Origin of the sequence: Staphylococcus xylosus, assembly GCF_002732165.1 — a bacterium.
Classification (GTDB): domain Bacteria; phylum Bacillota; class Bacilli; order Staphylococcales; family Staphylococcaceae; genus Staphylococcus; species Staphylococcus xylosus.
Window position 1 is genome coordinate 175,482 of sequence record NZ_MRZO01000006.1, and the last position, 24,867, is coordinate 200,348.

Annotated in this window: 23 protein-coding genes; 18 read left to right on the top strand and 5 right to left on the bottom strand. The window is 32.6% G+C overall.

The features are described 5' to 3' along the window. Positions 1-224: 224 nt before the first annotated feature. Entirely contained in the window at positions 225-2,483 is a 2,259-nt protein-coding gene (locus BTM19_RS10425; RefSeq protein WP_081047814.1) for an ATP-binding cassette domain-containing protein, read from the bottom strand. 188 nt (positions 2,484-2,671) lie between these two features. Here BTM19_RS10425 and BTM19_RS10430 point away from each other — a divergent pair, with 188 nt between their 5' ends. Both BTM19_RS10430 and BTM19_RS10435 read left to right on the top strand, forming a co-directional pair. Then, on the top strand, positions 2,672-3,721 hold the full coding sequence (locus BTM19_RS10430) for a CAP-associated domain-containing protein (RefSeq protein WP_029379050.1): 1,050 nt from the start codon (positions 2,672-2,674) through the stop codon (positions 3,719-3,721). Positions 3,722-3,738: 17 nt separating this feature from the next. After that, the gene (locus BTM19_RS10435; RefSeq protein WP_029379049.1) at positions 3,739-4,173 is read left to right on the top strand and encodes a YlbF/YmcA family competence regulator; all 435 of its coding nucleotides are present in this window, start codon (positions 3,739-3,741) and stop codon (positions 4,171-4,173) included. A gap of 58 nt (positions 4,174-4,231) precedes the next feature. Here the strand turns inward: BTM19_RS10435 and BTM19_RS10440 are convergent, their stop codons facing one another. Beyond that, a complete protein-coding gene (locus BTM19_RS10440) occupies positions 4,232-5,152 on the bottom strand; it encodes a glycerophosphodiester phosphodiesterase (RefSeq protein WP_029379048.1) in 921 nt (306 codons plus the stop codon). A 129-nt stretch (positions 5,153-5,281) separates the two neighbouring features. On the opposite strand from BTM19_RS10440, the gene BTM19_RS10445 reads away from it, so the two are divergent. Continuing rightward, complete coding sequence (locus BTM19_RS10445) at positions 5,282-5,533, top strand: DUF2129 domain-containing protein (protein ID WP_029379047.1); 252 nt, start codon at positions 5,282-5,284, stop codon at positions 5,531-5,533. 120 nt (positions 5,534-5,653) lie between these two features. On the opposite strand, the gene BTM19_RS10450 is transcribed toward BTM19_RS10445, so the two are convergent. Continuing rightward, on the bottom strand, positions 5,654-6,043 hold the full coding sequence (locus tag BTM19_RS10450) for a DUF7147 family protein (protein WP_029379046.1): 390 nt from the start codon (positions 6,041-6,043) through the stop codon (positions 5,654-5,656). 72 nt (positions 6,044-6,115) lie between these two features. Here BTM19_RS10450 and rsmD point away from each other — a divergent pair, with 72 nt between their 5' ends. Together rsmD and coaD are read left to right on the top strand one after the other, a co-directional pair. Next, entirely contained in the window at positions 6,116-6,658 is a 543-nt protein-coding gene (rsmD, locus tag BTM19_RS10455; RefSeq protein WP_029379045.1) for a 16S rRNA (guanine(966)-N(2))-methyltransferase RsmD, read from the top strand. Position 6,659: 1 nt separating this feature from the next. After that, positions 6,660-7,145: a pantetheine-phosphate adenylyltransferase gene (gene coaD, locus BTM19_RS10460; RefSeq protein ID WP_029379044.1), complete on the top strand. Its 486-nt coding sequence runs from the start codon at positions 6,660-6,662 to the stop codon at positions 7,143-7,145. Between the two features lie 121 nt (positions 7,146-7,266). Here coaD and BTM19_RS10465 read toward each other — a convergent pair whose 3' ends face one another. Next, on the bottom strand, positions 7,267-8,400 hold the full coding sequence (locus BTM19_RS10465; protein WP_058625606.1) for a nucleotidyltransferase: 1,134 nt from the start codon (positions 8,398-8,400) through the stop codon (positions 7,267-7,269). 126 nt (positions 8,401-8,526) lie between these two features. On the opposite strand from BTM19_RS10465, the gene BTM19_RS10470 reads away from it, so the two are divergent. The 6 genes from BTM19_RS10470 (at position 8,527) to pheT (ending at position 14,963) form a co-directional block, all read left to right on the top strand. After that, positions 8,527-9,075 (top strand): YceD family protein, encoded by a 549-nt coding sequence (locus tag BTM19_RS10470; RefSeq protein ID WP_029379042.1) that lies wholly within the window; start codon positions 8,527-8,529, stop codon positions 9,073-9,075. 80 nt (positions 9,076-9,155) lie between these two features. Beyond that, complete coding sequence (gene rpmF, locus BTM19_RS10475; protein WP_029379041.1) at positions 9,156-9,329, top strand: 50S ribosomal protein L32; 174 nt, start codon at positions 9,156-9,158, stop codon at positions 9,327-9,329. A 131-nt stretch (positions 9,330-9,460) separates the two neighbouring features. Then, on the top strand, positions 9,461-10,402 hold the full coding sequence (locus tag BTM19_RS10480) for a M23 family metallopeptidase (RefSeq protein ID WP_029379040.1): 942 nt from the start codon (positions 9,461-9,463) through the stop codon (positions 10,400-10,402). Positions 10,403-10,428: 26 nt separating this feature from the next. Next, positions 10,429-11,169: a TrmH family RNA methyltransferase gene (locus tag BTM19_RS10485; protein WP_029379039.1), complete on the top strand. Its 741-nt coding sequence runs from the start codon at positions 10,429-10,431 to the stop codon at positions 11,167-11,169. A 333-nt stretch (positions 11,170-11,502) separates the two neighbouring features. Further along, a complete protein-coding gene (pheS, locus tag BTM19_RS10490) occupies positions 11,503-12,561 on the top strand; it encodes a phenylalanine--tRNA ligase subunit alpha (protein WP_029379038.1) in 1,059 nt (352 codons plus the stop codon). After that, complete coding sequence (gene pheT / locus BTM19_RS10495) at positions 12,561-14,963, top strand: phenylalanine--tRNA ligase subunit beta (RefSeq protein WP_058625607.1); 2,403 nt, start codon at positions 12,561-12,563, stop codon at positions 14,961-14,963. The genes pheS and pheT overlap by 1 nt, the downstream gene beginning before the upstream one ends. A gap of 235 nt (positions 14,964-15,198) precedes the next feature. Here the strand turns inward: pheT and rnhC are convergent, their stop codons facing one another. Then, positions 15,199-16,128 (bottom strand): ribonuclease HIII, encoded by a 930-nt coding sequence (gene rnhC / locus BTM19_RS10500; RefSeq protein ID WP_038678310.1) that lies wholly within the window; start codon positions 16,126-16,128, stop codon positions 15,199-15,201. A 310-nt stretch (positions 16,129-16,438) separates the two neighbouring features. Here rnhC and zapA point away from each other — a divergent pair, with 310 nt between their 5' ends. The 7 genes from zapA (at position 16,439) to BTM19_RS10535 (ending at position 24,866) form a co-directional block, all read left to right on the top strand. Then, on the top strand, positions 16,439-16,705 hold the full coding sequence (gene zapA / locus BTM19_RS10505) for a cell division protein ZapA (protein ID WP_017724187.1): 267 nt from the start codon (positions 16,439-16,441) through the stop codon (positions 16,703-16,705). Beyond that, positions 16,705-17,226, top strand: a complete 522-nt coding sequence (locus tag BTM19_RS10510) for a CvpA family protein (RefSeq protein ID WP_029379035.1) — start codon at positions 16,705-16,707, stop codon at positions 17,224-17,226. Before zapA ends, BTM19_RS10510 begins: the two co-directional genes overlap by 1 nt. A gap of 116 nt (positions 17,227-17,342) precedes the next feature. After that, positions 17,343-19,055 (top strand): DNA polymerase/3'-5' exonuclease PolX, encoded by a 1,713-nt coding sequence (gene polX, locus BTM19_RS10515; RefSeq protein WP_038678313.1) that lies wholly within the window; start codon positions 17,343-17,345, stop codon positions 19,053-19,055. A gap of 9 nt (positions 19,056-19,064) precedes the next feature. Continuing rightward, positions 19,065-21,413 carry an endonuclease MutS2 gene (locus BTM19_RS10520; protein WP_029379033.1) on the top strand — a complete coding sequence of 783 codons (2,349 nt, stop codon included), beginning with the start codon at positions 19,065-19,067 and terminating at the stop codon, positions 21,411-21,413. 81 nt (positions 21,414-21,494) lie between these two features. Continuing rightward, positions 21,495-21,809, top strand: a complete 315-nt coding sequence (gene trxA, locus BTM19_RS10525; RefSeq protein ID WP_017724191.1) for a thioredoxin — start codon at positions 21,495-21,497, stop codon at positions 21,807-21,809. Positions 21,810-22,137: 328 nt separating this feature from the next. Next, positions 22,138-23,925 carry an excinuclease ABC subunit UvrC gene (gene uvrC / locus BTM19_RS10530; protein WP_029379032.1) on the top strand — a complete coding sequence of 596 codons (1,788 nt, stop codon included), beginning with the start codon at positions 22,138-22,140 and terminating at the stop codon, positions 23,923-23,925. Between the two features lie 329 nt (positions 23,926-24,254). Further along, a complete protein-coding gene (locus tag BTM19_RS10535) occupies positions 24,255-24,866 on the top strand; it encodes a succinate dehydrogenase cytochrome b558 subunit (protein WP_029379031.1) in 612 nt (203 codons plus the stop codon). Position 24,867: the final 1 nt, after the last annotated feature.

The window sequence follows — 24,867 nt, forward strand, 5'->3', positions numbered from 1 at the left end:
ATAGCTATGAAGATATCTATCCAAGATGGTAGATTGCTTCATAGCTAATTTTTTTAAATGATAATTTAAAAGAGAGATAGGTAGTACAATTTAAATGTAAAAGTAGAAAAAAATTTACTTTAAATGATTTTATTATAAACGCAATCTATCTATATAATAACTATTTTTAAATCTTAACTACTTCTATGCTTCTGTTATCATGCGGTAAATGATACACTGTGTTGTCAGTTCGTGATATATCTTTGTAAATGTTTAGCCGTTACAGAATCATTTACAGCTAACAATTCTTGAGGTATTCCTTGATAAAGTAACCTGCCACCTTTTTCTCCTGCAAATGGACCGATATCAATAATCCAGTCAGCATGAGTCATCATTGTTAAGTTATGTTCGATAATAACTACTGTGTTTTTATCGTGGATTAGACTTTCGAAACAGTCTAATAAAATAGGGATGTCATCTTCATGTAATCCAGTAGTAGGTTCGTCAAATATGAAAGTATGTTGGTGGACAGTCTGTGTTAAATATTTACTGAGTTTAACGCGTTGTATTTCACCGCCAGATAATGTGTCGAGTGTTTGTCCTAAAGTCATATAATTCAGTCCAGTAGATTTTAACGCTTCTAAATGCTGGGCAATATTTTTCTTTTCTTGAAAAAATAAAATTGCTTCATCTACTGTTAATGCTAAAATATCTGCAATATTATATCCCTTTATTTTTGCATTTAATACTTCGGGTTTATAACGCTTTCCATGACACAAATCACAAGTTTGAGTAAAGTCTGGCATAAAGGCTAATTCCGTTTTAATGATACCTTTACCATTACATTCTGGGCATGCACCTTCAGAGTTGTAGCTGAACATTGCTTTTTTTAAATGCGTTTCTTCACTGAAATAAGTTCTTACATCATCAAATATACTTAAATAAGTGAGTAAATTTGAGCGACTTGATGCATGTACTGGTTTTTGATCTATAAAAATTGTATTAGGTTCTTGTTTTAAACCTGCGTGTATCAGTGAACTTTTTCCAGAACCAGCAACACCTGTAACAACAGTCATTGCTTGTTTGGGCAATTTAACAGATACATCTTTTAAATTATTTCTATCAATATGTTCTAAATGGATAAAATCATTAGGTGTTCTAGGATTTAGTTTTAAGTGATGGTGTTTCTGTAATGCTAAACCTGTATGAGTAGTTGATTTTAACAAAGTTTCATAACTTCCTGTAAAAGTAATTTCTCCGCCATTTTTGCCTGCATAAGGGCCTAAATCAATAATGTGATCCGCTATGCTTATAACATCAGGGTCATGCTCAACTACTAAAACTGTATTGCCCTTATTTTTTAATGATTGAATGATTTCGTTAATGCGTTGTATATCATTAGGATGTAACCCAACACTTGGTTCATCAATAATATAAACGAGGTCGCTTAGTGCACTATTAAGGTGTCTTATTAATTTAATTCTCTGAGATTCACCACCGGATAAAGTAGTTGTTTCTCTGGAAAGCGTTAAATAATTGAGTCCAATATAGCTTAAAGAAGATAGCTGTTGCTGTAATGGCTCGATAATTACTTTTGCTTTTGGTGAATCAATTTGACTTATAAATTTTAATGCTTCGTCTATGGATAAATTAGTAAAGTCTGCAATATCTAAATTATTGATTTTACATTGTAATACATCTGGATTGAGTCTTTTACCTTGACACGTTGGACATTTTCTAGATGTTACTACGCGATCGATAGCTTCTTTGAATCTATTTTTTTCAAAGTTATCATTTAATAGAAAAGAACGTCTAAACCGATGTATTAAGCCTTCGAATTTTGCAGTTTTCGGCCAATTCTCTGGAGGATTCTTTAATTTAGTTGGTTTTGTATAAAGTAAAGTATTGAATTCTTCTTCAGAATAATCTTTTAATTTTTTATCATTATCAAAAAGTCCAGAATATAAATAGCGTTTACCGCGCCAACTATCTGGTCTAAATGATGGGAATTGAATTGCATCTTCATTGAGTGATTTATCATAATCTAACAATTCGTCTAAATCGATATCTTCGACATAACCTAAACCTGAACATTCTGGGCACATGCCTTTAGGGTTATTAAAGGAGAATATATCAGAGTACCCAACAAATGGCTTGCCAATGCGTGACCATAGTAATCTGACAGATGCATAGATATCTGAAATAGTGCCAACTGTAGATCGTGAATTACCACCTAATCTTTTTTGGTTAATAATCATTGCTACTGGCAAATGTTCAATTAAATCTACATTAGGTTTTGAAAATTGAGCTAACTGATGTTGTATGTAAGTTGAATAAGTTTCGTTTAACAAACGTTCAGATTCTGCAGCGATAGTACTAAAAACCAAAGAAGATTTTCCAGATCCAGAACGCCCTGTAAATACGGTTATTTGATGTTTTGGTATATCAACTGAAATATTTTTTAAATTATTTTGCTTAGCACCATGTACACGAATCATTGTCATTGTCATCCACCTCTTATTATAAAGTTTACCCTGAAATTATTGGGTAATATTAAAAAATGAGTAGAAAAGTGTATGCGTATAGAAAAGCGTATAAATTTTATTAATTCGTCATTATATAATGACATACCTTGCTTGTGATATATTGAAACATGTACAATAAATAAAAGATAACTATAGGTGGGTGAGTGATGAAAAAACTAATAATTAAAGTTATTGGTGTGCTATTATTGATTTCTTTCTTGATATATCTTTTTTACTCGCCACGTTTGAAGTTTGATGTTTTGGAAAATCCAAATAAAAATTCGACAAAAACAACTCAAAACAAAGACTTTCAAAAAAATGAGCAAAATGTTGAAAATCCAATGCCCAAGGAAGGGATAGGAACTTGGGTTGGCCAAAACCTAAAAAAACTTACAGATACATATGGACAAGCTGAAAGAGTGTATTCATATAAAGGTGATTTTAAAAATTATGTATTTAAAGAAAAGGATCAATATTATTTAGTTACTACTAAACATAATATAATTAAATCTGTATATGCTACTGGAAAAGAAGCAAAAGTAAATCCAGTTAAAATATCTGATAATGCTTCAAATGTATTTGAGAAATTTAGTATTAATCCAGAACCGACAATCAAGGCGAATGGAAAAAAATATGAATTAGAAATTTCCGATTCAGATATGAAAACTCAAACGCTTATAAAATTTAAAAACATTTATGCTCAAATCTATATTGATCAACAAGCTAATAAAATTGTTGCGGTAAGGTATTTAGATAGTGATGCATTAGCAGCGTTTAAACCTTATCAAATGTTGAGTGATAAAGACGATGAGGAAATTGCACGTAAGCAAAAAGATTTACCATATGAGCAAAATGCCAACCAATTGATGACTTTGTATGAAATTACTAATGAAATGAGAAAATTAAAAGATGCTAAACCATTGCGTATAAATAATGATTTAGCTCATATTGCATCATTTAACTTGTATGAAGCAATTGGGACTGATAGTGTTGAATTTACTGAAGATGCCTTAAAACAGCAATTGAATGAGCAAGAGATACCATTCGTATCTACGAGCCAAAACGTAGGTTATGATTTCAATGAAGTGCCAACACTTATTCATAGTTGGTTAAATTCGGATATTCATCGATCTAGAATGTTGAACTCAAAATATAATGAAATGGGTGGAGAAGTAACGAATGGTTACTATACGCTCATTTTTGTAGAAGATAAATAGATAGGAGTTAGTTGATTATGATAACTGAAGAAACGCTGACCGTACTCGATGAAATAGAAGCCTTAAGCGATAAAATATTAGAATCACGTTTGTATCAAGAGTACAGAGAGGCAGAACAAGCGCTTGCTGATAATGACGAAGCACATCTCTTGTATCAAGCTTTTTTAAAGTCAAAAGATAAATATGATGAAATTATGCGTTTTGGTAAATATCACCCAGATTATCAAAGCGTGATGTTAGATACACGCAAACGTAAAAGGGCTTATGAAATGCTGCCAGTCGTTATGGATCACAAACAAAAAGAAGTTGCATTGCAGGAATTAATTGATCAAGTAATTGTGAAAATTGCATATGCTGTTTCTGAAAATGTAAAGATTGAAGCGGGCAACCCATTCTTTCAAAAAGACGCAGGTGGTTGTGCAACAGGTGGATCATGTAGCTGTTCGTTATAAATAAAACAGGCCAACGAAATCAAAAATGTATTTTGGTATCGTTGGCCTGTTTTTTATTTTAATGGTAAGTATTTTTAAATCGTTGTGCTAAATCAGGTCTGTCAGTTACTAATGTGTGTGCACCGTAAAAAACTAAATCGTTCATTAAATCAAGGTTATTCACACCACAATAACCTGGGACAATATTGCGTTCGTTTAACCATTTAATAAACTTAGGTGAAGTTAACTTTATGCCTTTAAATGATACAAATAGTTGGAACGTATTGGCACGAGGTTGAAAAGTGTTACCCAGACCGGTGTAAAATTTCAATAAACCTTCTATTACTTCATTTTGACTTGCACCAGTAGCTACAGTGCCATTACTTATTATATTAAATCGTTCAATCTGTTTACTGTAGAAACTTGATACTAAAACACGTTGTTGTGCATTATTAGCAACGATGATTTCGTAGATGATTTCAGGGGCAAGTTGACCTTGTTCACTTTTTGGGTCATCTTGTAAATTAACACTTATAAGTTGATTTGGATACGTTTTTAATAATTCATCAAACGTTAAAATTTTTGCATCTTCATGGCCGCGATAAGGTTGAACGCCATTGATATCAGTGAAATGGTAGCCAGCATCTAATTGTTTAAGTTCTGCTAAAGTATGTTCTGATATTTTTCCTGAACCATTCGTAGTACGATCTACGTCATTATCATAAAAAACAACAAGTTCATGATCTTTAGTTAATCTTACATCTGTTTCAAATCCATCTATTTCGTGGGCAACCGCGTTATCAAAAGCTAATTTAGTTTGTTCGGGTCTAACCGCCATACCACCGCGATGTGCAAAAATATATGGTGCAGGTTTAGAAAAGAAAGGTGGTATACTTTGATTATGTGGTTTAGTGCTGTATTTAGTATAAAAGAAAATACTTCCTATTAAGCCAACAGTACCTAAAAATCCACCTTTAATTAGTTTGTTGAATTTAGTCACGAAAATTCCTCCTCAAGTTGTGTATATAAAGTAATATAGCAAAAGTACAAGAGAGTTCAAAATAATTGTTATTTATAAATGGAAAAAGACATGATATTATATAATGGCTAATAATTGGAGTGATAAGAAATGAATATTATACCTAGAGTAAGTTTGATTATATATTTGAAACATATGAAACATGAAAGACAGATAAGAAAATTTGGTCATATTGTAAGTGCAAATAGACAAAGTCGTTTCGTAGTTATGTATATTAACGAGGCAGAAGCGGATGAGATTGTAAACAAATTGATGAAACTTAAATATGTTAAACATGTAGAAGGTTCACCTTATAAGTATTTGAAGAAAACTTATGAAAAAGAGCAGCATGAAATCATGTAAGTTATACTTTTGGTCATAACCTTTGCAAATCAATAGTATATAAATAATAGTTTCATTAGCGGATGAATATATGGAAGCCACAATAGTACAACGACTGTCTAGTGTGGCTTATTTTTTTCTTTATTGTAAAGGTGGTATCCATCTTTGTAATCTTAAGACGCTAGTTAAATAATTGAAATACAGCTCAGTTTCGTGGAATACTTCGAGAGGTTGAACTTCAACGGCTTTTACGTCTATATTATATTTAGCTGCTTGATTGTTAATCATTTCAAATTTTTTGTTTGCAGTTGGATATGGATAATTAAGTGCATTTAGCATAATATACATTGCTTGAAAATGCTGACCACTAGTTGGTTTCATAATTAGAGCGACAGATGAACGTTGTTTTTCAGATTTAGGTGAATGGAAATACACAAGGTGATCGATTCTTTCGAAATTGTATTCGATTAATGTATTAAATTCAAACAAATCTGTTAGCCCTTCACCTAATTTTATAAATGATTGTTTCATTGATATTGTTCCTCCTTAATCGTGCATTAAGCATTATATAAAATTTATTTTAAGAATGGAAGTGTCTATTACATGAGAGTAATATCTGGAATCCATAAAAGTAAAGCGTTAGAAAGTATGGAAGGACGCAATACGAGACCAACAATGGATAAAGTCAAAGAAGGTATTTTTAATAGTTTACATGAAGTTTCAGGCATAGGCTTGGATTTATTTGCTGGAAGTGGTGCTTTAGGGATCGAAGCTTTGTCACGTGGTATGGATCAAATGATTTTTGTCGACCAAAATTTTAAAGCGGTAAAAGTGATTAAAGCAAATTTAAGAGCATTAAGTATTGAAGCACAAGCAGAAGTATATAAAAACAGTGCCGACCGGGCTTTAAAAGCATTATCTAAGCGAGATATACAATTTGATGTGATATTTTTAGATCCTCCTTATGAAAAAGGTTTGATAGATGAAGCGCTTGAAGGTATCGCAAAGTTTAATTTGTTAAAAGAAAATGGTATTATCGTTTGTGAGTTCCATCATCACGAGAATATAAAAACTGAGCCATTCCATGTGATAAAACGTTATCATTATGGATTGACAGACACTTTGTTATTAGAAAAGGGAGATTAAAATGTCTACAACTAAAGCAGTCATTCCAGGGAGTTTTGATCCAATTACATACGGCCATATTGATATTATAGATAGAAGTGCGGATCGCTTTGACGAATTACACATTTGTGTTTTGAAAAACAGTAGCAAAGCAGGTACTTTTTCGATTGAAGAACGTATTGAGCTAATTGAGGAATCAGTAAAACATTTAAATAATGTGACAGTGCATCATTTTAATGGATTGTTGGTTGATTTTTGTGACGAAATCGGTGCACAAACAATAATCAGAGGATTAAGAGCTGTGAGTGACTTTGAATATGAGTTAAGACTAACATCTATGAATAAAAAACTTAACAGCAACGTAGAAACGATGTATATGATGACGAGTACAAATTATTCGTTTATAAGTTCCAGTGTAGTAAAAGAAGTAGCAGCATATAAAGCAAACGTGTCAGACTTTGTACCTGTACATGTTGAAAAAGCTTTAAATGAAAAATTTAAGAAATAAAAAAAGAGTAGTTCGATAATCTAATTTAAAGATATTGATTATTGAACCACTCTTTTTTTATTTTTATAAACAAGTATTTTAGATTAATAAAGTTTATGAATTTATGTTATAAAGATGGGCGTTAAAGGCGTATGACGTGTGTATTGAAATCATCGGCAGTTTCACCTGAAATGAGGTTATAAATTTTTGTTGCATGTATTTCATGCTTGAAAAAATGTGCATTTTGTTTATTGAGTTGAGTAATATAATTGCGTTCAGGGAAGAGCTGTTTCAATTGTTTTAAATACTGTTGTCCTTTCTGAGTCATTCCTAAAACCCTAACGGCATCTATTGCTTCAGGCTTTTGTTGCTGTTTAAAATTCAATAAAATATTCATTAACAACCGTTGGATATGTGTATAGGTAAAGCGCTTCGTTTTTAATAGTGTCATAAACTGTTCGAAATTTTCTGCTTGGTCAATAAACTGAATAACACGATTTTCGAAACCTTCACTCATGGTATAGATTTGATTTAAGGAATCTGTATCTTGGCTTAATATTGCGTATTTTAAATAATTGAATGTGTCAGCAACTGAAACATTTGGGACAGTATAGTAGGGGTGTAAAGATTCCGGAACTACTTGTTTCCATTGGGTATTAGCATTTTGAAGTGATTTGCGAATTGATGTGCCACTCGCAAAACCTAAGTTTGCTATTTCTATGTCATGATGTGCACTTTGTAAACGTGGTATAGTCCATGGTTGTATAGTTGGCGCCCATTTTTGAATTGCTCTGATATAAGAAATACCTAGTGTATTATTTGGTGAAGATAGCAACTCATTGTTTGTGATTATTTCACTTAAGATTCTAGGATAACTTTTACCTTCTTTTGTTTTTTCGGCAAATTGTAATGATTGTTCTGCATTTGAGATGTCTTTTGCTAATGTCAAAAATGCATCAATGTTTCCATACTCACTACCAAAAGATAAATGATCAATATTTAAATAATCAGCAACTTTTACGGCTAATTCAGCAAAATATTGTCCAGCCGATAACGATGCGAAGATAGGAAGTTCAATTACCAAGTCGACCGCACTTAATGCCATACGCGTGCGCTTAAATTTATTATAAATTGCTGGTTGTCCTCTCATCACAAAGCTTCCACTCATTATTGCGACAGAAACTTCAGAGCCGGTTATTGACTTTGATTGCTGAGCATGGTATAAGTGACCATTGTGGAAAGGATTATATTCAGTGACTAGTGCAACACTTTTCATTTGCAATTCTTCCTTTCAGAATTCATTATAGTTATTGTAACAGATATAATTGTGTTAAGAAAAAATCTTGACAACTTATGTCTATAAAGTTAAAATAAATTTTGTGCTTGATAGAGGTGAAGCCATATGAAATGGTCAATAACACAATTAAGAAAATTCCAAGATAAACCATTTGAGTTCCATCAAACGGTTAATTTTGATTATTTAGTAAAATCATTAGATTTAATAGATCTATCTGATATTGATGTTGAGGGTGAATTAACCGTCAAATCAAATGAAGTCATTGCAGATATGCATATAACAGGAACATACACAATGGCGTGTGCACGTACATTGGTTCCAGTTGAAGTACCTTTAGATATCAAATCTCAAGAGATTTTTGATTTAGAAGGATACGAGCAATATGGCAACGATGAAGAAGATGATGAACATTACCATGATGCAACAAACGGTATGATAAATCTAAAGGATATTGCTGAAGAATTAGTTATTATTGAAAAGCCAATGCGTGCTTTTTCAAATGAAAGCGATCAGATGTTACGAGAAGGTAAAGGTTGGGAAGTTATTGACGAAGAACAAGCGATTGAACTTGCACAAGAGAAGGAATCTTCCGAATCAGAGCAAATCGATCCTAGGCTTCAAAAACTACAACAATTATATGACGAAGAGCAATAGCGGATTTAACTAATCTATAGTATAATGGATTATTGAGTCTAAAAATATCTATTTAGTGTTTGAATATAAGGAGGATTATCATGGCAGTACCAAAAAGAAGAACGTCAAAAACAAGAAAAAATAAACGTCGTACGCATTTTAAAATTTCAGTACCTGGTATGACAGAATGCCCAAATTGTGGAGAATACAAATTATCTCACCGTGTATGTAAGAACTGTGGTTCATACAATGGCGAAGATGTTGTATCTAAATAATTTTAATAATTTAAAGGTTACATTATAACCTAATCGAATCGTTCATTAATTATTCACTTGATAATTTTTGAGCGATTTTTTATTTTAGAGATAGGATTTTTTATTATCAACTGATGGGTTGTGTAAAATTGATGGAAACGATAAATGCACAAATTATTATAAATAAAATAGAAAACAACGAATTTCAGTGGCTATATAATCACTTTAGTGAATATTTTCAAGATGTTACATCTATAAATGACTTGGAACAAATATTAAGTAATTATAATGCTATTAGAGGTCAAAATCATTTATATAAGCACTTACACATAAACCGACAACATGAATTCATTTGGTTTGATGATAAAATGACAACAGGGATAAGTGTTCTTCTGAATAAATATCAAGAGATTATTGGTATGACGTTGTTACCGATTAAGCATAAACGTGGTATGAAAAAATCGAAACAATATTATACGATACCAACCAAATCCAAATGTTTTGTCTATTGGGGTGGGGATAATGAGTTAAACAATTATCACTATCAATATAAAAACCAGAGATTAGCAATGGACCTTATAAAAGTTGAAGATGGATTTACATATAAAGGTGATTCAAATCAATGTGAAAATTATCATATTTATGATTTGCCGATTGTTGCTCCAGCGAACGGAGTTGTTGAAGAAATTGTCGACGGTATCTCGGATTGTATACCGGGTGAGATGAATACAGTTCATCCTGAAGGGAATTATATAGTTATAAAACATGGTCACAAAGAATATAGTCTAATTGCACACATTAAGCCACATTCCTTCAAAATTGAAAAGGGTGACGAATTATTACGTGGTCAACATATAGCTAACGTTGGTAATTCCGGCAATTCATCCGAACCGCATATCCATTTTCAAGTAATGGATGACAAAAACTTGCAAGTAGCACAAACATTGAAAATTCAATTCCACAATGATATTTCCCCTGTTAAAGGAGATGAAATATCATATAATGGTGATAGTATATTAATAGAAAAAGAACAACCGTTTTCTAAAATTGTAAAAAATATTCATACAAATATTACACACTTATTCAAAGGTTGAAAATAAAAAGGTAAAGAGGCTATGCTATGGAAATGATTACTTCGGCACAAAATAGTAAAGTTAAAAGCGCAAATAAATTAAAAAAGAAACGAGAAAGAGATAAAACTGGATTAGCACTGATTGAAGGCTATCACTTAATCGAAGAAGCATATAAAAGTAATTTGATAATCCAACAGTTATACGTTGTCGATGTAGATAGATTGGATGACAACTTAAAGGATTATGCAAAAGAAGTATTTGAAATTAATCTGAAAGTTGCGGAAGTGTTATCAGGAACAGTGACACCACAAGGTTTTTTCGCTGTTATTGAGAAGCCAGAATATGAAATAACTTCTGCTAAACAAGTGTTGCTTATTGATTGTATTCAAGATCCAGGTAACTTAGGTACTTTAATCCGCACTGCAGATGCGGTAGGATTAGATTTAATAGTGCTTGAAAAGGGCACTGCAGACCCTTATCAGGATAAAGTATTACGTGCAAGTCAAGGAAGCGTATTTCATTTACCAATCGTCACAAAGGATTTAAGTGAGTTTATTGATAATTTTGAAGGTGAAGTATATGGTACAGCATTAGAAAATGCAGTAGATTACCATCAAGTTTCAAGTCAAGATGCATTTGCATTATTACTAGGTAATGAAGGTGATGGCGTAAATCCGAAATTATTAGAACAAACAACGCAAAATTTAATAATTCCGATTTATGGTAAAGCTGAAAGTTTAAATGTTGCTATTGCAGGAAGTATCGTAATGTATCACTTGAAAGGTTGACCCTTTTGTGAATAATCGTATATAATAAAGACAATGAAATTTAAATAGTTACCGATAAAAAGGCGTAAACTATATCTTACAGATGTATAAGGGAGATTATTCAAGACTGAAAGATAATCCACTGTATTTAGTTTTTTTCACCTTTTTGGTTACTTAAAGAAATTTAAGTCGGACATCATTTCCGTTATCAATGACAACAAGTGTATGCTTATGCATAAATTTGGGTGGTACCACGGAAGGCTTTCGTCCCAGTTTCAAGGGATGAAAGTCTTTTTTTGTGCGGTTTTTTAATTTAAATAACTCGATGATATTTTTAAAATAGGAGGGTAAAGTATGACACAAACAGAAGCTATGTCAGAAATAAAACAACAAGCATTAGTCGATATCAATGAAGCTCGAAATGAAAAAGAATTACAAGATGTAAAGGTCAAGTATCTAGGTAAAAAAGGTTCAGTTACTGGTTTAATGAAGCATATGAAAGACTTGCCGAATGAAGAAAAGCCTGCATATGGTCAACAAGTAAACGAAGTGAGACAGACAATTGAAGGTGAGATTGACTCTCGCCGTGAATTGTTAGCAAACGAACAATTAGAACAACAACTTAAAGAAGAACAAATCGATGTGACATTACCTAGCCGTAAAATTGCTAATGGTGCAAAACATCCATTAACACGCACAATCGAAGAAATTGAAGATTTATTCTTAGGTCTTGGTTACGAAATTGTAGATGGTTTTGAAGTAGAGCAAGATTATTATAATTTTGAAGCATTAAACTTACCAAAATCTCATCCAGCTAGAGATATGCAAGACAGTTTTTACATAACTGATGAGATATTGATGCGTACACACACATCTCCAGTTCAAGCAAGAACTATGGAAAAGCGTAATGGACAAGGACCTGTTAAAATTTTATGTCCAGGAAAAGTTTACCGTCGTGACTCAGATGATGCCACACATAGCCATCAATTCACTCAAATTGAAGGATTAGTTGTAGATGAAAATATTAAAATGAGTGATTTAAAAGGGACATTAGAATTATTGGCAAAACAATTATTCGGTGAAGATAGAGAGATTCGCCTACGTCCAAGTTATTTCCCATTCACAGAACCTTCAGTAGAAGTAGATGTATCTTGCTTCAAATGTAAAGGTGATGGTTGTAATGTATGTAAACACACAGGTTGGATTGAAATATTAGGAGCTGGAATGGTACATCCTAACGTACTTGAAATGGCAGGATTTGATTCAACTAAATATTCTGGTTTCGCATTTGGGATGGGGCCAGACCGTATTGCAATGTTGAAATATGGTATTGAAGATATAAGACATTTCTATACCAATGATGTACGTTTCTTAAGTCAATTTAAAGCAGTAGAAGATAGAGGTGAAAAATAATGTTTATTTCAAAAGAATGGTTAGAATCATATGTTGAGGTTAATCAACCTGTTAACGTGCTTGCTGAACGTATCACACGCACTGGAATAGAAGTAGACGATATTATTGATTATACAAAAGGTATTAAAAATCTAGTTGTAGGCTATGTACAATCAATAGCAGCACACCCTGATGCTGATAAACTCAATGTTTGTCAAGTTGACATTGGTGAAGTAGAACCAGTTCAAATCGTTTGTGGCGCACCAAATGTAGATGCTGGTCAAACAGTTATTGTCGCAACAGTAGGAGGTAGATTACCTGGCGGAGTGAAAATCAAACGTGCAAAGTTACGTGGAGAACGTTCAGAAGGCATGATTTGTTCACTTCAAGAAATTGGTGTACCAACTAACTTAGTGCCTAAACAATTCGAGAACGGTATCTATGTATTTTCATCAGAAGTGACTCCAGGAACAGATGCGTTGAGTGCATTATATTTAGATGATCAAGTTATGGAATTTGACCTTACACCAAATAGAGCTGATGCATTGAGTATGATTGGTACAGCTTACGAGACAGCAGCATTATATAATGTACCAATGGTCAAACCAGAAACACAAAGTAATGAAAATGATGAACACACAAATGATGAAATTAGTGTAACTATTCAAAATGACGATAAGGTACCTTATTATAGTGCACGCGTTGTAAAAGATGTGACAATCAAACCGTCACCTGAATGGATGCAAATGCGTTTGATTAAAGCAGGTATTCGTCCTATTAATAATGTGGTTGATATTTCAAACTATGTTTTAATCGAATATGGTCAGCCATTACACATGTTTGATAAAGACCAAATTGGTTCTAAACAAATCGAAGTTCGCCAAGCAAAAGCAGATGAAATTATAACAACATTAGATGATCAAGAACGTAAATTAGTTGCATCTGATATCGTAATTACAAACGGTAATTCACCAATCGCTATTGCTGGTGTGATGGGCGGAGACTTTTCAGAGGTAACTGAAGCGACAACTAATGTTGTTATTGAAGGTGCTATCTTTGATCCAGTATCCATTCGCCATACATCAAGACGTTTGAATTTAAGAAGTGAAGCTTCTAGCCGTTTTGAAAAAGGAATTGCTACAGAATTTGTAGATGAAGCGGTTGATCGTGCTTGTTATTTACTTCAAACATACGCAGATGGTACTGTCACACAAGGACGTGTTGCTGAAGGTGATTTAGGTGAGTTTGTAACACCTATTGATATTTCAGTTTCAAAAGTTAATCAAACAATTGGTTTTGAACTAGCTGCAAAAGACATTGAAGCTATCTTCGTGCAACTTGGTTTTGAAACAACGAACAATGATGATGTACTAACTGTTATGGTGCCTTCACGTCGTAAAGACATCACAATTAAAGAAGATTTGATTGAAGAAATCGCACGTATATATGGTTATGATGAAATTCCTTCAACATTACCAGTATTTGAACATGTTACACATGGTTCGTTAACAGATAGACAGTCTAAATCTCGTATTGTAAAAGCATCCTTAGAAGGTGCAGGCTTAAACCAAGCTATAAATTATTCACTTGTCGATAAAGAACGAGCTAACCACTTTGCATTACAGAACCGTGATACAGTTGCGTTGTTAATGCCGATGAGTGAAGCTCACTCTACGTTGCGTCAAAGTTTAATCCCACATTTAATTGATGCTGTTGCATACAATGTAGCACGTAAAAATAACCATGTGCGCTTATACGAACTTGGTCGTGTCTTCTTTGGTAACGGTGAAGGTGAATTGCCAGACGAAGTTGAATATTTAAGTGGTATCTTAACCGGTGATTACACTGTGAACGCTTGGCAAGGTAAGAAGGAAGAAATCGACTTCTTCGTAGCTAAAGGAATTGTGGATCGAGTGGCTGAGAAGTTAGATATACAATTTGAATATGAAGCTGGTGAAATAAACGGTCTACACCCAGGTAGAACGGCTTACGTGAAATTAAATGAAAAAGTTATTGGATTTGTAGGAGAATTACATCCACAAATTGAAAAAGACAATGATTTAAAACGTACTTACGTATTCGAGTTGAATTATGATGAATTAATGGCAGTATCTGTAGGTTATATTAACTATCAACCAATACCTAGATTCCCAGGTGTATCTAGAGATATTGCGTTAGTTATCAACCGTGATATGCCTTCAGCAAAATTAGTAAATACAATTCATCAAAATGGTGGCGATATATTACAAGAAGCTGAAGTATTTGATGTTTATGAAGGTGAACATGTCGCTGAAGATGAAAAATCCATTGCAATTCGTTTATCATATTTAGACACTGAAGATACACTTACAGATGATAAAGTGAATGCGGTACATGAAGCAATATTGACTGCTTTACAAGCAGAAGGCGCTACAATCAGATAGTTATACTCAAATAGTGCTATATGCTTTTAAGGTTATAACAAGCATGGTAAATGATTGAAAATGATTTAAACCCATAAATAAAAACACACCTCCGTTTGATGTGTCCTTGAAAGTTAGATTTTTAGTCCAACTTTCAGGGATTAGTACGAATTCAAATTTGGAGGTGTGTTTTACATATAGACTAGCAGTATTTAGTGTATTTAATATTGCTAACATTGAATGTAGAGATATATGTTTATTTATGCTTTTTTTGTACTAGTTTTTCAGCCTTTTGTCTATTTGCAAAATGTTTTTTTGAAATACTATCAAGATAGGCTATGCCTTTACGCTCAATTAATTTAGCGGCGGTTAAGTCAACTTTATTACTTGCACCTTTAGGGATCTCCATTTTGGCTGAACGAGATAAACTATCCATGTGCTTAACAAATGCGTATCTTGAGATGATGCTTGCAGCTGCAATAGCAATGGATTTAGATTCTCCTTTAGTTTCGAATTTGGTTTTACTGCTAAATGGTAGTTCAGTTAACGCATAGCGCTTGTAAACACCAGATTCAGCGAATTGGTCAATGACAATATAATCTAATTCCTCTGTGTCCACTTTTTGTGTCACATTTTTAATAGCTTCATTGTGTAGAACAGCTTTCATTTTCACTTGAGACCAACCCACTTGTTGCTTTTCGTTATATTTATCATTGTTCATGGTTAACAACGAGTGAGGGATGAAAGTTACAAGTTGTTCTGCCAGTTCAACAATTTTAGCATCGGTTAATTTTTTAGAGTCATCTACACCTAAAGTTTTTAAGATTTGAACATTTTTTTGGGAAACATAAGCGGCACATACCGTAAGTGGTCCAAAGTAATCGCCACTGCCAGCTTCATCACTACCAATACAATTATAACGATTATATTGTATTGTTTGCTGTGAATTTGACGATTTAGCTGTATTTTTTTTTGCTGGAACAACACTTGGTAATAATTGTGCTGCGATAGATTCAGCATCTTTACCTTGAAACATTACTTTATTTGAATTATATACAGAAATAGATGTGTTTTTATATTTTGTTTTAGCTTTCATACCTTGAGAAACGTTTGTAGTATCAAAAGATATTTTCGACATTAATTGATCGATCTGTTGTTTAGTTAATTTGTGTACAACATTAGACATGTAATTGACCTCGCTTTATATAAGTAGCTAAATTAAATTTTAGACATTTAACATCATATCACATGTATGAAATTTGAGAATAGATTGTATGGATAACATATGTATAAGTTGAAGAAAATTTTTATCAATATAGACAAAATTGAAATAATTCAAAAGAATTTTTAATATAACAAATCTCACCACTTACAAATTAATATTATGTCGTGTATAATAGTTCGTGATAAATATTCTAAATAACTATATTACATACTTAATGGAATTAATGAAAGAATAAGTTCGGAAATTTACATTCAAAGTCAGGAGTTATTATATGGGTGAGTTTAAAAATCGGATTAACGTAACTATAAATGATCAACATTATACAATCGTCGGAGAGGACAACCCTGAGCATATCCGTTATGTAGCGCATTTAGTAGATGAGAGATTGAAAACACTAGCTAGTAAAAGTGCAGGTCTTGATACTACTAGAAAAGCTATTCTCACAGCTGTAAACATAATGCATGAAAAAGTACAGCTAGAAGAAGAAAATTACCGTTTACAACAAGAAATAAAACAATTAAAAAATAGAGAAGAATAATGATCATTGATTTAATAATCGTAATTATTTTCCTATACATAGGCATGATTGGGTTTAGAAGGGGCGCTTGGTTAAGTTCATTACATCTAGGTTCAACCTTGTTTTCACTTTGGGTGGCTCATCGCTTACATTCACAAATTTCACAGCGATTAGAATTATTTGTGCCATTTCCTAAAACGCATGCATATGATTTGAACTATGCATTTCAATTTGATAACCTACAGCAGCGTTTTGATTATATCGTAGCATTTTTAATTATAGCAACTATTACGAAATTACTTTGCTATGGTATTATCGTACTATTTGATAATGTAATAACATCTAGAAAGCCCAATTTGATAAGTCGTGCGTTAGGTGTAATAATGAGTGTGATTTCTTCAACTATTATTTGTGCTACTTTGTTTTATATGATTTCAATATATCCTCTTGAATTCATACAGCAACAGTTGATGAAAGGGCATTTGGCTGAATACCTTATCATTCATGCGCCATTCATATCAACTTATGTACTAAATATATAGGGTGTTTTAAAATATAAACATATAAGATTTTATAAAATATAGGAGGTCAGGACATAATCAATTTACTGAATTTGAAACAGTAATCTGTCTTGACCTTTTTCTATGGAGTGAAAATAATGACAAAAAAAGATATTATTCAATTATTAGAAAAAATAGCTACTTATATGGAATTAAAAGGTGAAAATACATTTAAAGTATCGGCATATAGAAAAGCCGCTCAAAGCCTTGAAATTGACGAACGTCCTATAGAACAAATAGAAGATGTGACTCAGTTAAAAGGTATCGGCAAAGGTGTAGGTGAAGTAATAGATGAATACCGAAAAAACGCTACTTCGTCTACACTAGAATCACTAAAGCAAGAAGTGCCAGAAGGTCTTATTCCATTATTGAAAATTCAAGGTTTGGGTAGTAAAAAAATAGCTAAACTGTATAAAGAATTGAATATTGACGGGAAAGAATCATTACAAGCTGCATGTGAACAAGGATTAGTAAGTGAATTAAGTGGCTTTGCCAAAAAGACAGAACAGAATATATTAGAAGCTGTAAAAGCATTAGGCGCTAAAAAAGATAGTTACCCTATTGATCAAATGCGTGGATTGAACAAAATAATAGATGCATACTTGGCTCAAATAGACACTATTGTACAATATGAAGTTGCTGGAAGTTTTAGAAGATATAAAGAAATGAGTAAGGATTTGGATTATATCATTAGTACAAATGAACCAGCTGATGTACAACAAGCATTATTAAATATTCCGAATAAAGTAAAAGATGTCGCAGTTGGCCAAACAAAGGTATCTTTAGAACTAAGCTTTGATGATGAAACGATTGGTGTTGATTTTAGATTAATTGAACCATCAGCTTTCTATCATACATTACAGCATTTTACAGGTTCCAAAGATCATAATATTCGCATACGCCAATTAGCAAAAGAACAAGATGAAAAAGTAAGTGAATACGGAATTGAACAAGCAGATGGGAACATTATTCAATATCAAAGTGAAAAAGAGATTTATGAACATTTTGGTGTTAATTGGATAGAACCTGCAATTAGAGAAGATGGCAGTGAGTTTGATAAAGACTTATCAGAAATTATAAAATTAAATGATATCCAAGGAGATATTCATATGCATACAACCTATAGTGACGGTGCATTTAGCTTAGAAGAAATGGTCAAAGCTAATATCGCAAAAGGGTATCAATTTATGGTGATTACAGACCATTCACAGAGTTTGAAAGTAGCAAATGGTTTGTCTGTAGAAAGGTTATTACGCCAGAATGAAGAAATAAAAGTTTTAAATGAGAAATATGATGAAATTGATATTTATTCAGGGATAGAAATGGATATATTACCAGATGGACGTTTAGATTATGATGATGAAGTATTAGCGCAATTAGATTATGTTATAGCCGCAATCCATCAAAGTTTTAATCAATCTCAAGATGAAATTATGCAACGTTTGGAAAATGCATGCCGCAATCCATATGTTAGACACATTGCGCATCCGACGGGACGCATCATAGGGAAACGTCCTGGTTATGAACCGAATATTGACAAGTTGTGTGAAATAGCTGCTGAAACTAATACAATTTTAGAAATCAACGCAAATCCTAAGCGCTTAGATTTAAATGCAGAAACTGTAAAAAAACACCCGAATGTTAAATTAACTATTAATACAGATGCGCACCATATAGACCATTTAGAATTTATGAAATATGGTATTGCAACTGCACAAAAAGGATTTGTGAAAAAAGACAGAGTTATTAATACAATGTCTCGCAAAGATTTCAAATCGCTAATAGAAAATAATATTAAATTGAAGAAATAGAGGGATTAGATGAGACAGAAATCATTAGATGTCTTAGAATTCGATAAAATCAAATTGTTAGTTGAAAATGAAGCAATTAGTGATTTAGGAAAAGAAAAAGTTATCGCTATGGCACCTGCAACGGATTTTGATACTGTAGAATTTCAAATGAATGAGACCGATGAAATTGCACAAATTTACAATAAGCATCGCATGCCTAGTTTAAGTGGATTGGCAAAAGTTTCAGCATTTATCCATAGAGCCAGTATTGGTGGTGTGCTGAATGTGAGTGAATTAAATGTAATCAAACGTCTTATACAAATACAAAATCAATATAAGACATTTTACAATAATCTTATAAACGAAGAAGAGACGATTAATTATCCAATTCTCAATGACAGAATGGAACAGTTACCTATCTTGACTGATTTATACCAAAGTATACATGAAAAATGTGATGCATATGATTTGTATGACAATGCCAGTTATGAATTACAAGGTATTAGAAGTAAAATATCTAGTACCACACAGCGTATCAAACAAAACTTAGATAAAATTGTTAAAAGTCAAGCCAATCAGAAAAAGTTATCCGATGCAATCGTAACTGTACGTAATGAGCGTAATGTTATCCCGGTTAAAGCGGAATATAGACAAGATTTTAATGGTATTGTTCACGATCAATCGGCTTCAGGACAAACGTTATATGTTGAGCCGTCATCTATCGTAGAAATGAGTAATCAAATTAGTCGTTTGCGCAATGACGAAGCTGTTGAAAGAGAAAGGATTCTATCGGAACTCACAGGTTATGTGGCCGAAGAAGCTGAAGCTTGTTTGATGTCAGAATCTATAATGGGACAAATTGATTTTCTAACTGCCAAAGCACGTTATGCAAGTTCAATTAAAGGGACTAAACCAGAGTTTAGTACTGAAAGAACAGTGTATTTACCAAAAGCTTATCATCCTTTATTGGACCGAGATACTGTGGTAGCTAATACGATTGAATTTGCAGAAGATATTGAAACGGTTATTATTACTGGTCCTAATACGGGTGGTAAGACTGTTACGCTAAAAACACTCGGCTTAATTATTATGATGGCACAATCAGGTATGTTGATACCTACACTAGATGGTAGTAAGTTGAGTGTGTTTGAAAATGTGTTCTGTGACATCGGTGACGAACAATCTATTGAACAATCTCTTTCTACATTTTCTTCTCATATGAAAAATATTGTTGAAATTTTACAAGAAACTACAAAACATAGTCTGATTTTATTTGATGAATTAGGGGCAGGTACTGATCCAAGTGAAGGTGCTGCATTAGCAATGAGTATTTTAGATTATGTACATGATATTGGTTCTTTAGTAATGGCAACTACACATTATCCAGAATTAAAAGCATATAGCTATAATAGAGACGGTGTTATGAATGCGAGTGTAGAGTTTGATGTTAATACATTGAGCCCAACTTACAAATTGTTGATGGGTGTCCCAGGCCGTTCAAATGCTTTTGACATTTCAAAAAAACTAGGCCTAAACATTCAAGTTATTCAAAAAGCTAAATCTATGATTGGCCAAGACGAACAAGAAATTAATGAAATGATAGCTTCGCTTGAAACAAATTCAAAACGTGTAGATGAGCAACGAATTGAGTTAGACCAACTGCTTAGAGAAGCTCAAGATACACATGATGCTTTAGCAAAACAATATGAACAATATCAAAATCATGAAAAACAACTTATGAATGAAGCGAAAGAAAAAGCAAATCAACGTGTGAAATCAGCAACTAATGAAGCGGATGAGATTCTAAAAGAATTACGTGAATTGAGAGATAAAAAAGGTGCAGATGTAAAAGAACATGAACTAATTGATAAGAAGAAACAACTGGATGACCAATATGAAGCTAAATCAATTAAGCAAAATGTTGAGAAGAAAAAATGGGATGCCATTAAAGCTGGTGACGAAGTTAAAGTATTGACTTATGGTCAAAAAGGTGAAGTCTTAGAACTAATCGATAATAATGAGGCAGTAGTTCAAATGGGTATCATCAAAATGAAATTACCTCTAGAGGACTTGGAAAAAACTAAGAAAACTAAAGAAGAACCTACTAGAATGATTAAGCGTGAAAATAGACAAAGTATCAAAATGGAACTTGATTTACGTGGCTATCGTTACGATGAAGCTATGACTGCTGTAGATCAATATTTAGATCAAGCTGTACTGAGTAACTATGAACAAGTTTATATTATCCATGGTAAAGGTACGGGTGCTTTACAAAAAGGTGTGCAAAATCATTTAAAACGACATAAAAGTGTGTCATCATATAGAAACGGTATGCCAAGTGAAGGCGGATTTGGCGTAACCGTGGTAGAATTAAAATAATCGTGAGCAAGAGGTATGCAGAATAATATAAAATCTGTTATAATTTCTTCATCATTTGAAATTTAAGGAGGATTGGCAGTTATGGCAATCGTAAAAGTAACAGATTCAAACTTTGATGAAAATATTCAATCAGGGGTAAATTTAGTAGATTTTTGGGCAACTTGGTGTGGTCCTTGTAAGATGATTGCTCCAGTATTAGAAGATTTAGCTGGTGATTTTGAAGGTAAGGCTAATATTTTAAAACTTGATGTAGATGAAAATCCATCAACAGCTGCTAAATTTGAAGTTATGAGTATTCCAACTTTAATTGTATTTAAAGATGGCGAACCAGTAGATAAAGTTGTAGGTTTCCAACCAAAAGAAAACTTAGCTGAAGTAATCGAAAAACACTTATAATATACTAAAGAATTACTAAGTCCGGGGCATATCAATGTCCTGGATTTTTTAATCAGATGGACAATAGTTTATTAGATTAATAATACCTATATCTTACAAATGAGTAAAAGGTTAAATAGTCTATTTTAAAGGTTAGTATTGCTTATTTAATGGCTGTGATGCTATATGAACCTTCATAGAGTTAAAACGTAAAGATCGCAATAAATTGTATAATATAGCTAATGTATTTTATAATAGAGTAGCTATAGATTTTTAGCAGTAATTTTATGACTATATAAACGAAACACCATTGATATATAAATGATAAAGAAAGGAGGCTGCACAAATTATGGAAACATATCAAAAAGAGATTAAACAAAAACTTACAGTTGTACCTACTGAACCAGGTTGTTATTTAATGAAAGATCGCAATGACCAAATCATTTATGTTGGTAAAGCCAAGAAGTTAAGAAATAGATTAAGATCTTATTTTACAGGCGCACATGATGCTAAAACGACACGCTTAGTTGGTGAAATTAGGAATTTTGAATTTATAGTAACATCGAGTGAAACAGAGTCCTTATTGTTAGAATTGAACTTAATCAAACAATATCAACCTAGATATAATATTTTATTAAAAGATGATAAAAGCTATCCTTTTATTAAAATAACTAAAGAAAAATACCCAAGGTTAATTGTTACACGTACAGTTAAAAAGGGAAGCGGTAAGTATTTTGGTCCATATCCTAATGCATATTCAGCACAAGAAACTAAAAAACTATTAGATCGTATTTATCCTTTTAGAAAATGTGATAAGATGCCTGATAAATTGTGCCTTTATTATCATATAGGACAATGTTTAGGACCATGTGTTTATCCGGTTGATTTAGAAAAATATGCAGAGATGACTAAAGAAATTACTGATTTCTTAAACGGGGAAGATAAAACCATTTTGCATAATTTAGAACAAAAAATGCAAGAAGCCAGTGAAACTTTAGATTTTGAACGTGCAAAAGAGTATAGAGATTTAATTCAACATATACACAATTTAAATAAAAAACAAAAAGTTACGTCCTCTGACAGTACTGTAAGAGATGTATTCGGCTACAGTGTGTCAAAAGGTTGGATGTGCATACAAGTCTTTTTTATAAGACAAGGAAATATGATTAAAAGAGATGCTACGATGATACCTATTCAACAGACCGAAGAAGAGGAGTTTTACACTTTTATAGGCCAGTTTTATGATTTAAATCAACATATTTTACCTAAAGAAGTACATGTTCCGAAGCAACTTGATAAAGATATCATTCAATCAGTTGTAGATACCAAAATTGTTCAGCCTCTTAAAGGTAAGAAGAAAGATATGGTAGATTTAGCTAATCATAATGCGGAAATTACACTTGAAAATAAATTCGAGTTAATTGCAAAAGATGAATCACGTACAGTAAAAGCAATAGAAGAACTTGGCGATGTGATGGGTATTCAAACACCAATTCGTATAGAGGCCTTTGATAATTCAAATATTCAAGGCGTTAACCCTGTTTCGGCTATGGTTTCATTTGTGGATGGTAAACCCAATAAAAAAGGTTACCGCAAATATAAGATAAAGACAGTAGTTGGGCCAGATGATTACAAATCTATGCGCGAAGTAGTGCGCCGACGTTACACGCGAGTACTTAATGAAGGCAGTCCATTACCAGATTTGATTATTGTAGATGGTGGCAAAGGGCATATGAGCGGTGTACTTGATGTCCTTGAAAATGAATTAGGCCTAGATATACCTGTAGCAGGTCTACGTAAAAATGATAAGCACCAAACATCAGAAATTCTTTATGGTGAAAACGCTGAAGTTGTTCCTATGAAGAAAAATAGTCAACCATTTTACTTACTTCAAAGAATACAAGATGAAGTTCATAGATTTGCAATAACATTTCATAGGCAAACAAGACAAAAGACTGGATTGCAATCTGTGTTAGATACTGTAGATGGAATTGGCGCTAAAAGAAAAACTAAATTATTACGCACATTTGGTTCCATTAAGAAAATGAAAGAAGCAAGTGTAGAAGATTTTAAAAAATCAGGTCTCCCTCAAAATGTTGCTGAGAATCTTCGTCAAGCGTTATATGACAAAAAATAGTGAAAACTTTGTGGCATGAGAATCATTCTCATGCCCATTTTCTATTTAATTAGTGTTACAATAGCAAATAACAGGAATTCTTTTTTTACATGTATGTGGAAGCGTTTTCTAATTGAGAATATTCTCATCGACACTGTATTTTAAATTATGTATAAAAGTAGACTTTGTATAATACTTCTATGTTTAAAATTGTGCAATAATATTGTATTGTAACAAACATACAATGCAAAGAAAGTTATTGTACTCAGGGTTTGTATGGGATTTCTAATTACTTTCACATCAAAAAAAGAAATCTAAAAAATTAATTGTTTCACAGGGGGGACTTCCTTTTGGCATACTCGAAAAATCAATTCTATTTAAGACGATTACACTCTTTATTAGGTGTAATACCAATAGGTGGATTCTTATTAGTCCATTTACTTGTAAACCATCAAGCAACTAAAGGTGCTGAAGCGTTCAACAAGGCAGCTGGATTTATGGAATCATTACCTTTTTTAATCGTGTTGGAATTTGTAGTTATATATATTCCAATTCTGTATCATGCAGTATACGGTGTACATATTGCCTTTACGGCAAAAGAGAACGTTGGACACTATTCAGCGTTTAGAAACTGGATGTTCTTGTTACAACGTTTGACAGGTATCATTACTTTCGTGTTTATAGGGATTCATTTATGGCAGACAAGAATACAACGTGCATTAGGACATGAAGTGAACTTTGATATGGTACACGACATTGTAACTAATCCGGTATGGTTGATTTTTTACATTGTATGTTTATTAGCTGTAACATTCCACTTTGCGAATGGTTTATGGTCATTCCTAGTTACTTGGGGGATATTACAATCTAAAAAATCACAGCAAATCTTTACATGGGTTTCGCTTATTGTATTCTTAGTAGTTTCATACATTGGTATTAGCGCAATATTAGCATTTTTATAAA

Excerpts from the sequence above, each read along its gene's own strand:
- BTM19_RS10425 (WP_081047814.1), bottom strand. The coding sequence starts at position 2,483 with ATGACAATGATTCGTGTACATGGTGCTAAGCAAAATAATTTAAAAAAT.
- BTM19_RS10430 (WP_029379050.1), top strand. The coding sequence starts at position 2,672 with ATGAAAAAACTAATAATTAAAGTTATTGGTGTGCTATTATTGATTTCT.
- BTM19_RS10435 (WP_029379049.1), top strand. The coding sequence starts at position 3,739 with ATGATAACTGAAGAAACGCTGACCGTACTCGATGAAATAGAAGCCTTA.
- BTM19_RS10445 (WP_029379047.1), top strand. The coding sequence starts at position 5,282 with ATGAATATTATACCTAGAGTAAGTTTGATTATATATTTGAAACATATG.
- BTM19_RS10450 (WP_029379046.1), bottom strand. The coding sequence starts at position 6,043 with ATGAAACAATCATTTATAAAATTAGGTGAAGGGCTAACAGATTTGTTT.
- rsmD (WP_029379045.1), top strand. The coding sequence starts at position 6,116 with ATGAGAGTAATATCTGGAATCCATAAAAGTAAAGCGTTAGAAAGTATG.
- coaD (WP_029379044.1), top strand. The coding sequence starts at position 6,660 with ATGTCTACAACTAAAGCAGTCATTCCAGGGAGTTTTGATCCAATTACA.
- BTM19_RS10465 (WP_058625606.1), bottom strand. The coding sequence starts at position 8,400 with ATGAAAAGTGTTGCACTAGTCACTGAATATAATCCTTTCCACAATGGT.
- BTM19_RS10470 (WP_029379042.1), top strand. The coding sequence starts at position 8,527 with ATGAAATGGTCAATAACACAATTAAGAAAATTCCAAGATAAACCATTT.
- rpmF (WP_029379041.1), top strand. The coding sequence starts at position 9,156 with ATGGCAGTACCAAAAAGAAGAACGTCAAAAACAAGAAAAAATAAACGT.
- BTM19_RS10480 (WP_029379040.1), top strand. The coding sequence starts at position 9,461 with ATGGAAACGATAAATGCACAAATTATTATAAATAAAATAGAAAACAAC.
- BTM19_RS10485 (WP_029379039.1), top strand. The coding sequence starts at position 10,429 with ATGGAAATGATTACTTCGGCACAAAATAGTAAAGTTAAAAGCGCAAAT.
- pheS (WP_029379038.1), top strand. The coding sequence starts at position 11,503 with ATGACACAAACAGAAGCTATGTCAGAAATAAAACAACAAGCATTAGTC.
- pheT (WP_058625607.1), top strand. The coding sequence starts at position 12,561 with ATGTTTATTTCAAAAGAATGGTTAGAATCATATGTTGAGGTTAATCAA.
- rnhC (WP_038678310.1), bottom strand. The coding sequence starts at position 16,128 with ATGTCTAATGTTGTACACAAATTAACTAAACAACAGATCGATCAATTA.
- zapA (WP_017724187.1), top strand. The coding sequence starts at position 16,439 with ATGGGTGAGTTTAAAAATCGGATTAACGTAACTATAAATGATCAACAT.
- BTM19_RS10510 (WP_029379035.1), top strand. The coding sequence starts at position 16,705 with ATGATCATTGATTTAATAATCGTAATTATTTTCCTATACATAGGCATG.
- polX (WP_038678313.1), top strand. The coding sequence starts at position 17,343 with ATGACAAAAAAAGATATTATTCAATTATTAGAAAAAATAGCTACTTAT.
- BTM19_RS10520 (WP_029379033.1), top strand. The coding sequence starts at position 19,065 with ATGAGACAGAAATCATTAGATGTCTTAGAATTCGATAAAATCAAATTG.
- trxA (WP_017724191.1), top strand. The coding sequence starts at position 21,495 with ATGGCAATCGTAAAAGTAACAGATTCAAACTTTGATGAAAATATTCAA.
- uvrC (WP_029379032.1), top strand. The coding sequence starts at position 22,138 with ATGGAAACATATCAAAAAGAGATTAAACAAAAACTTACAGTTGTACCT.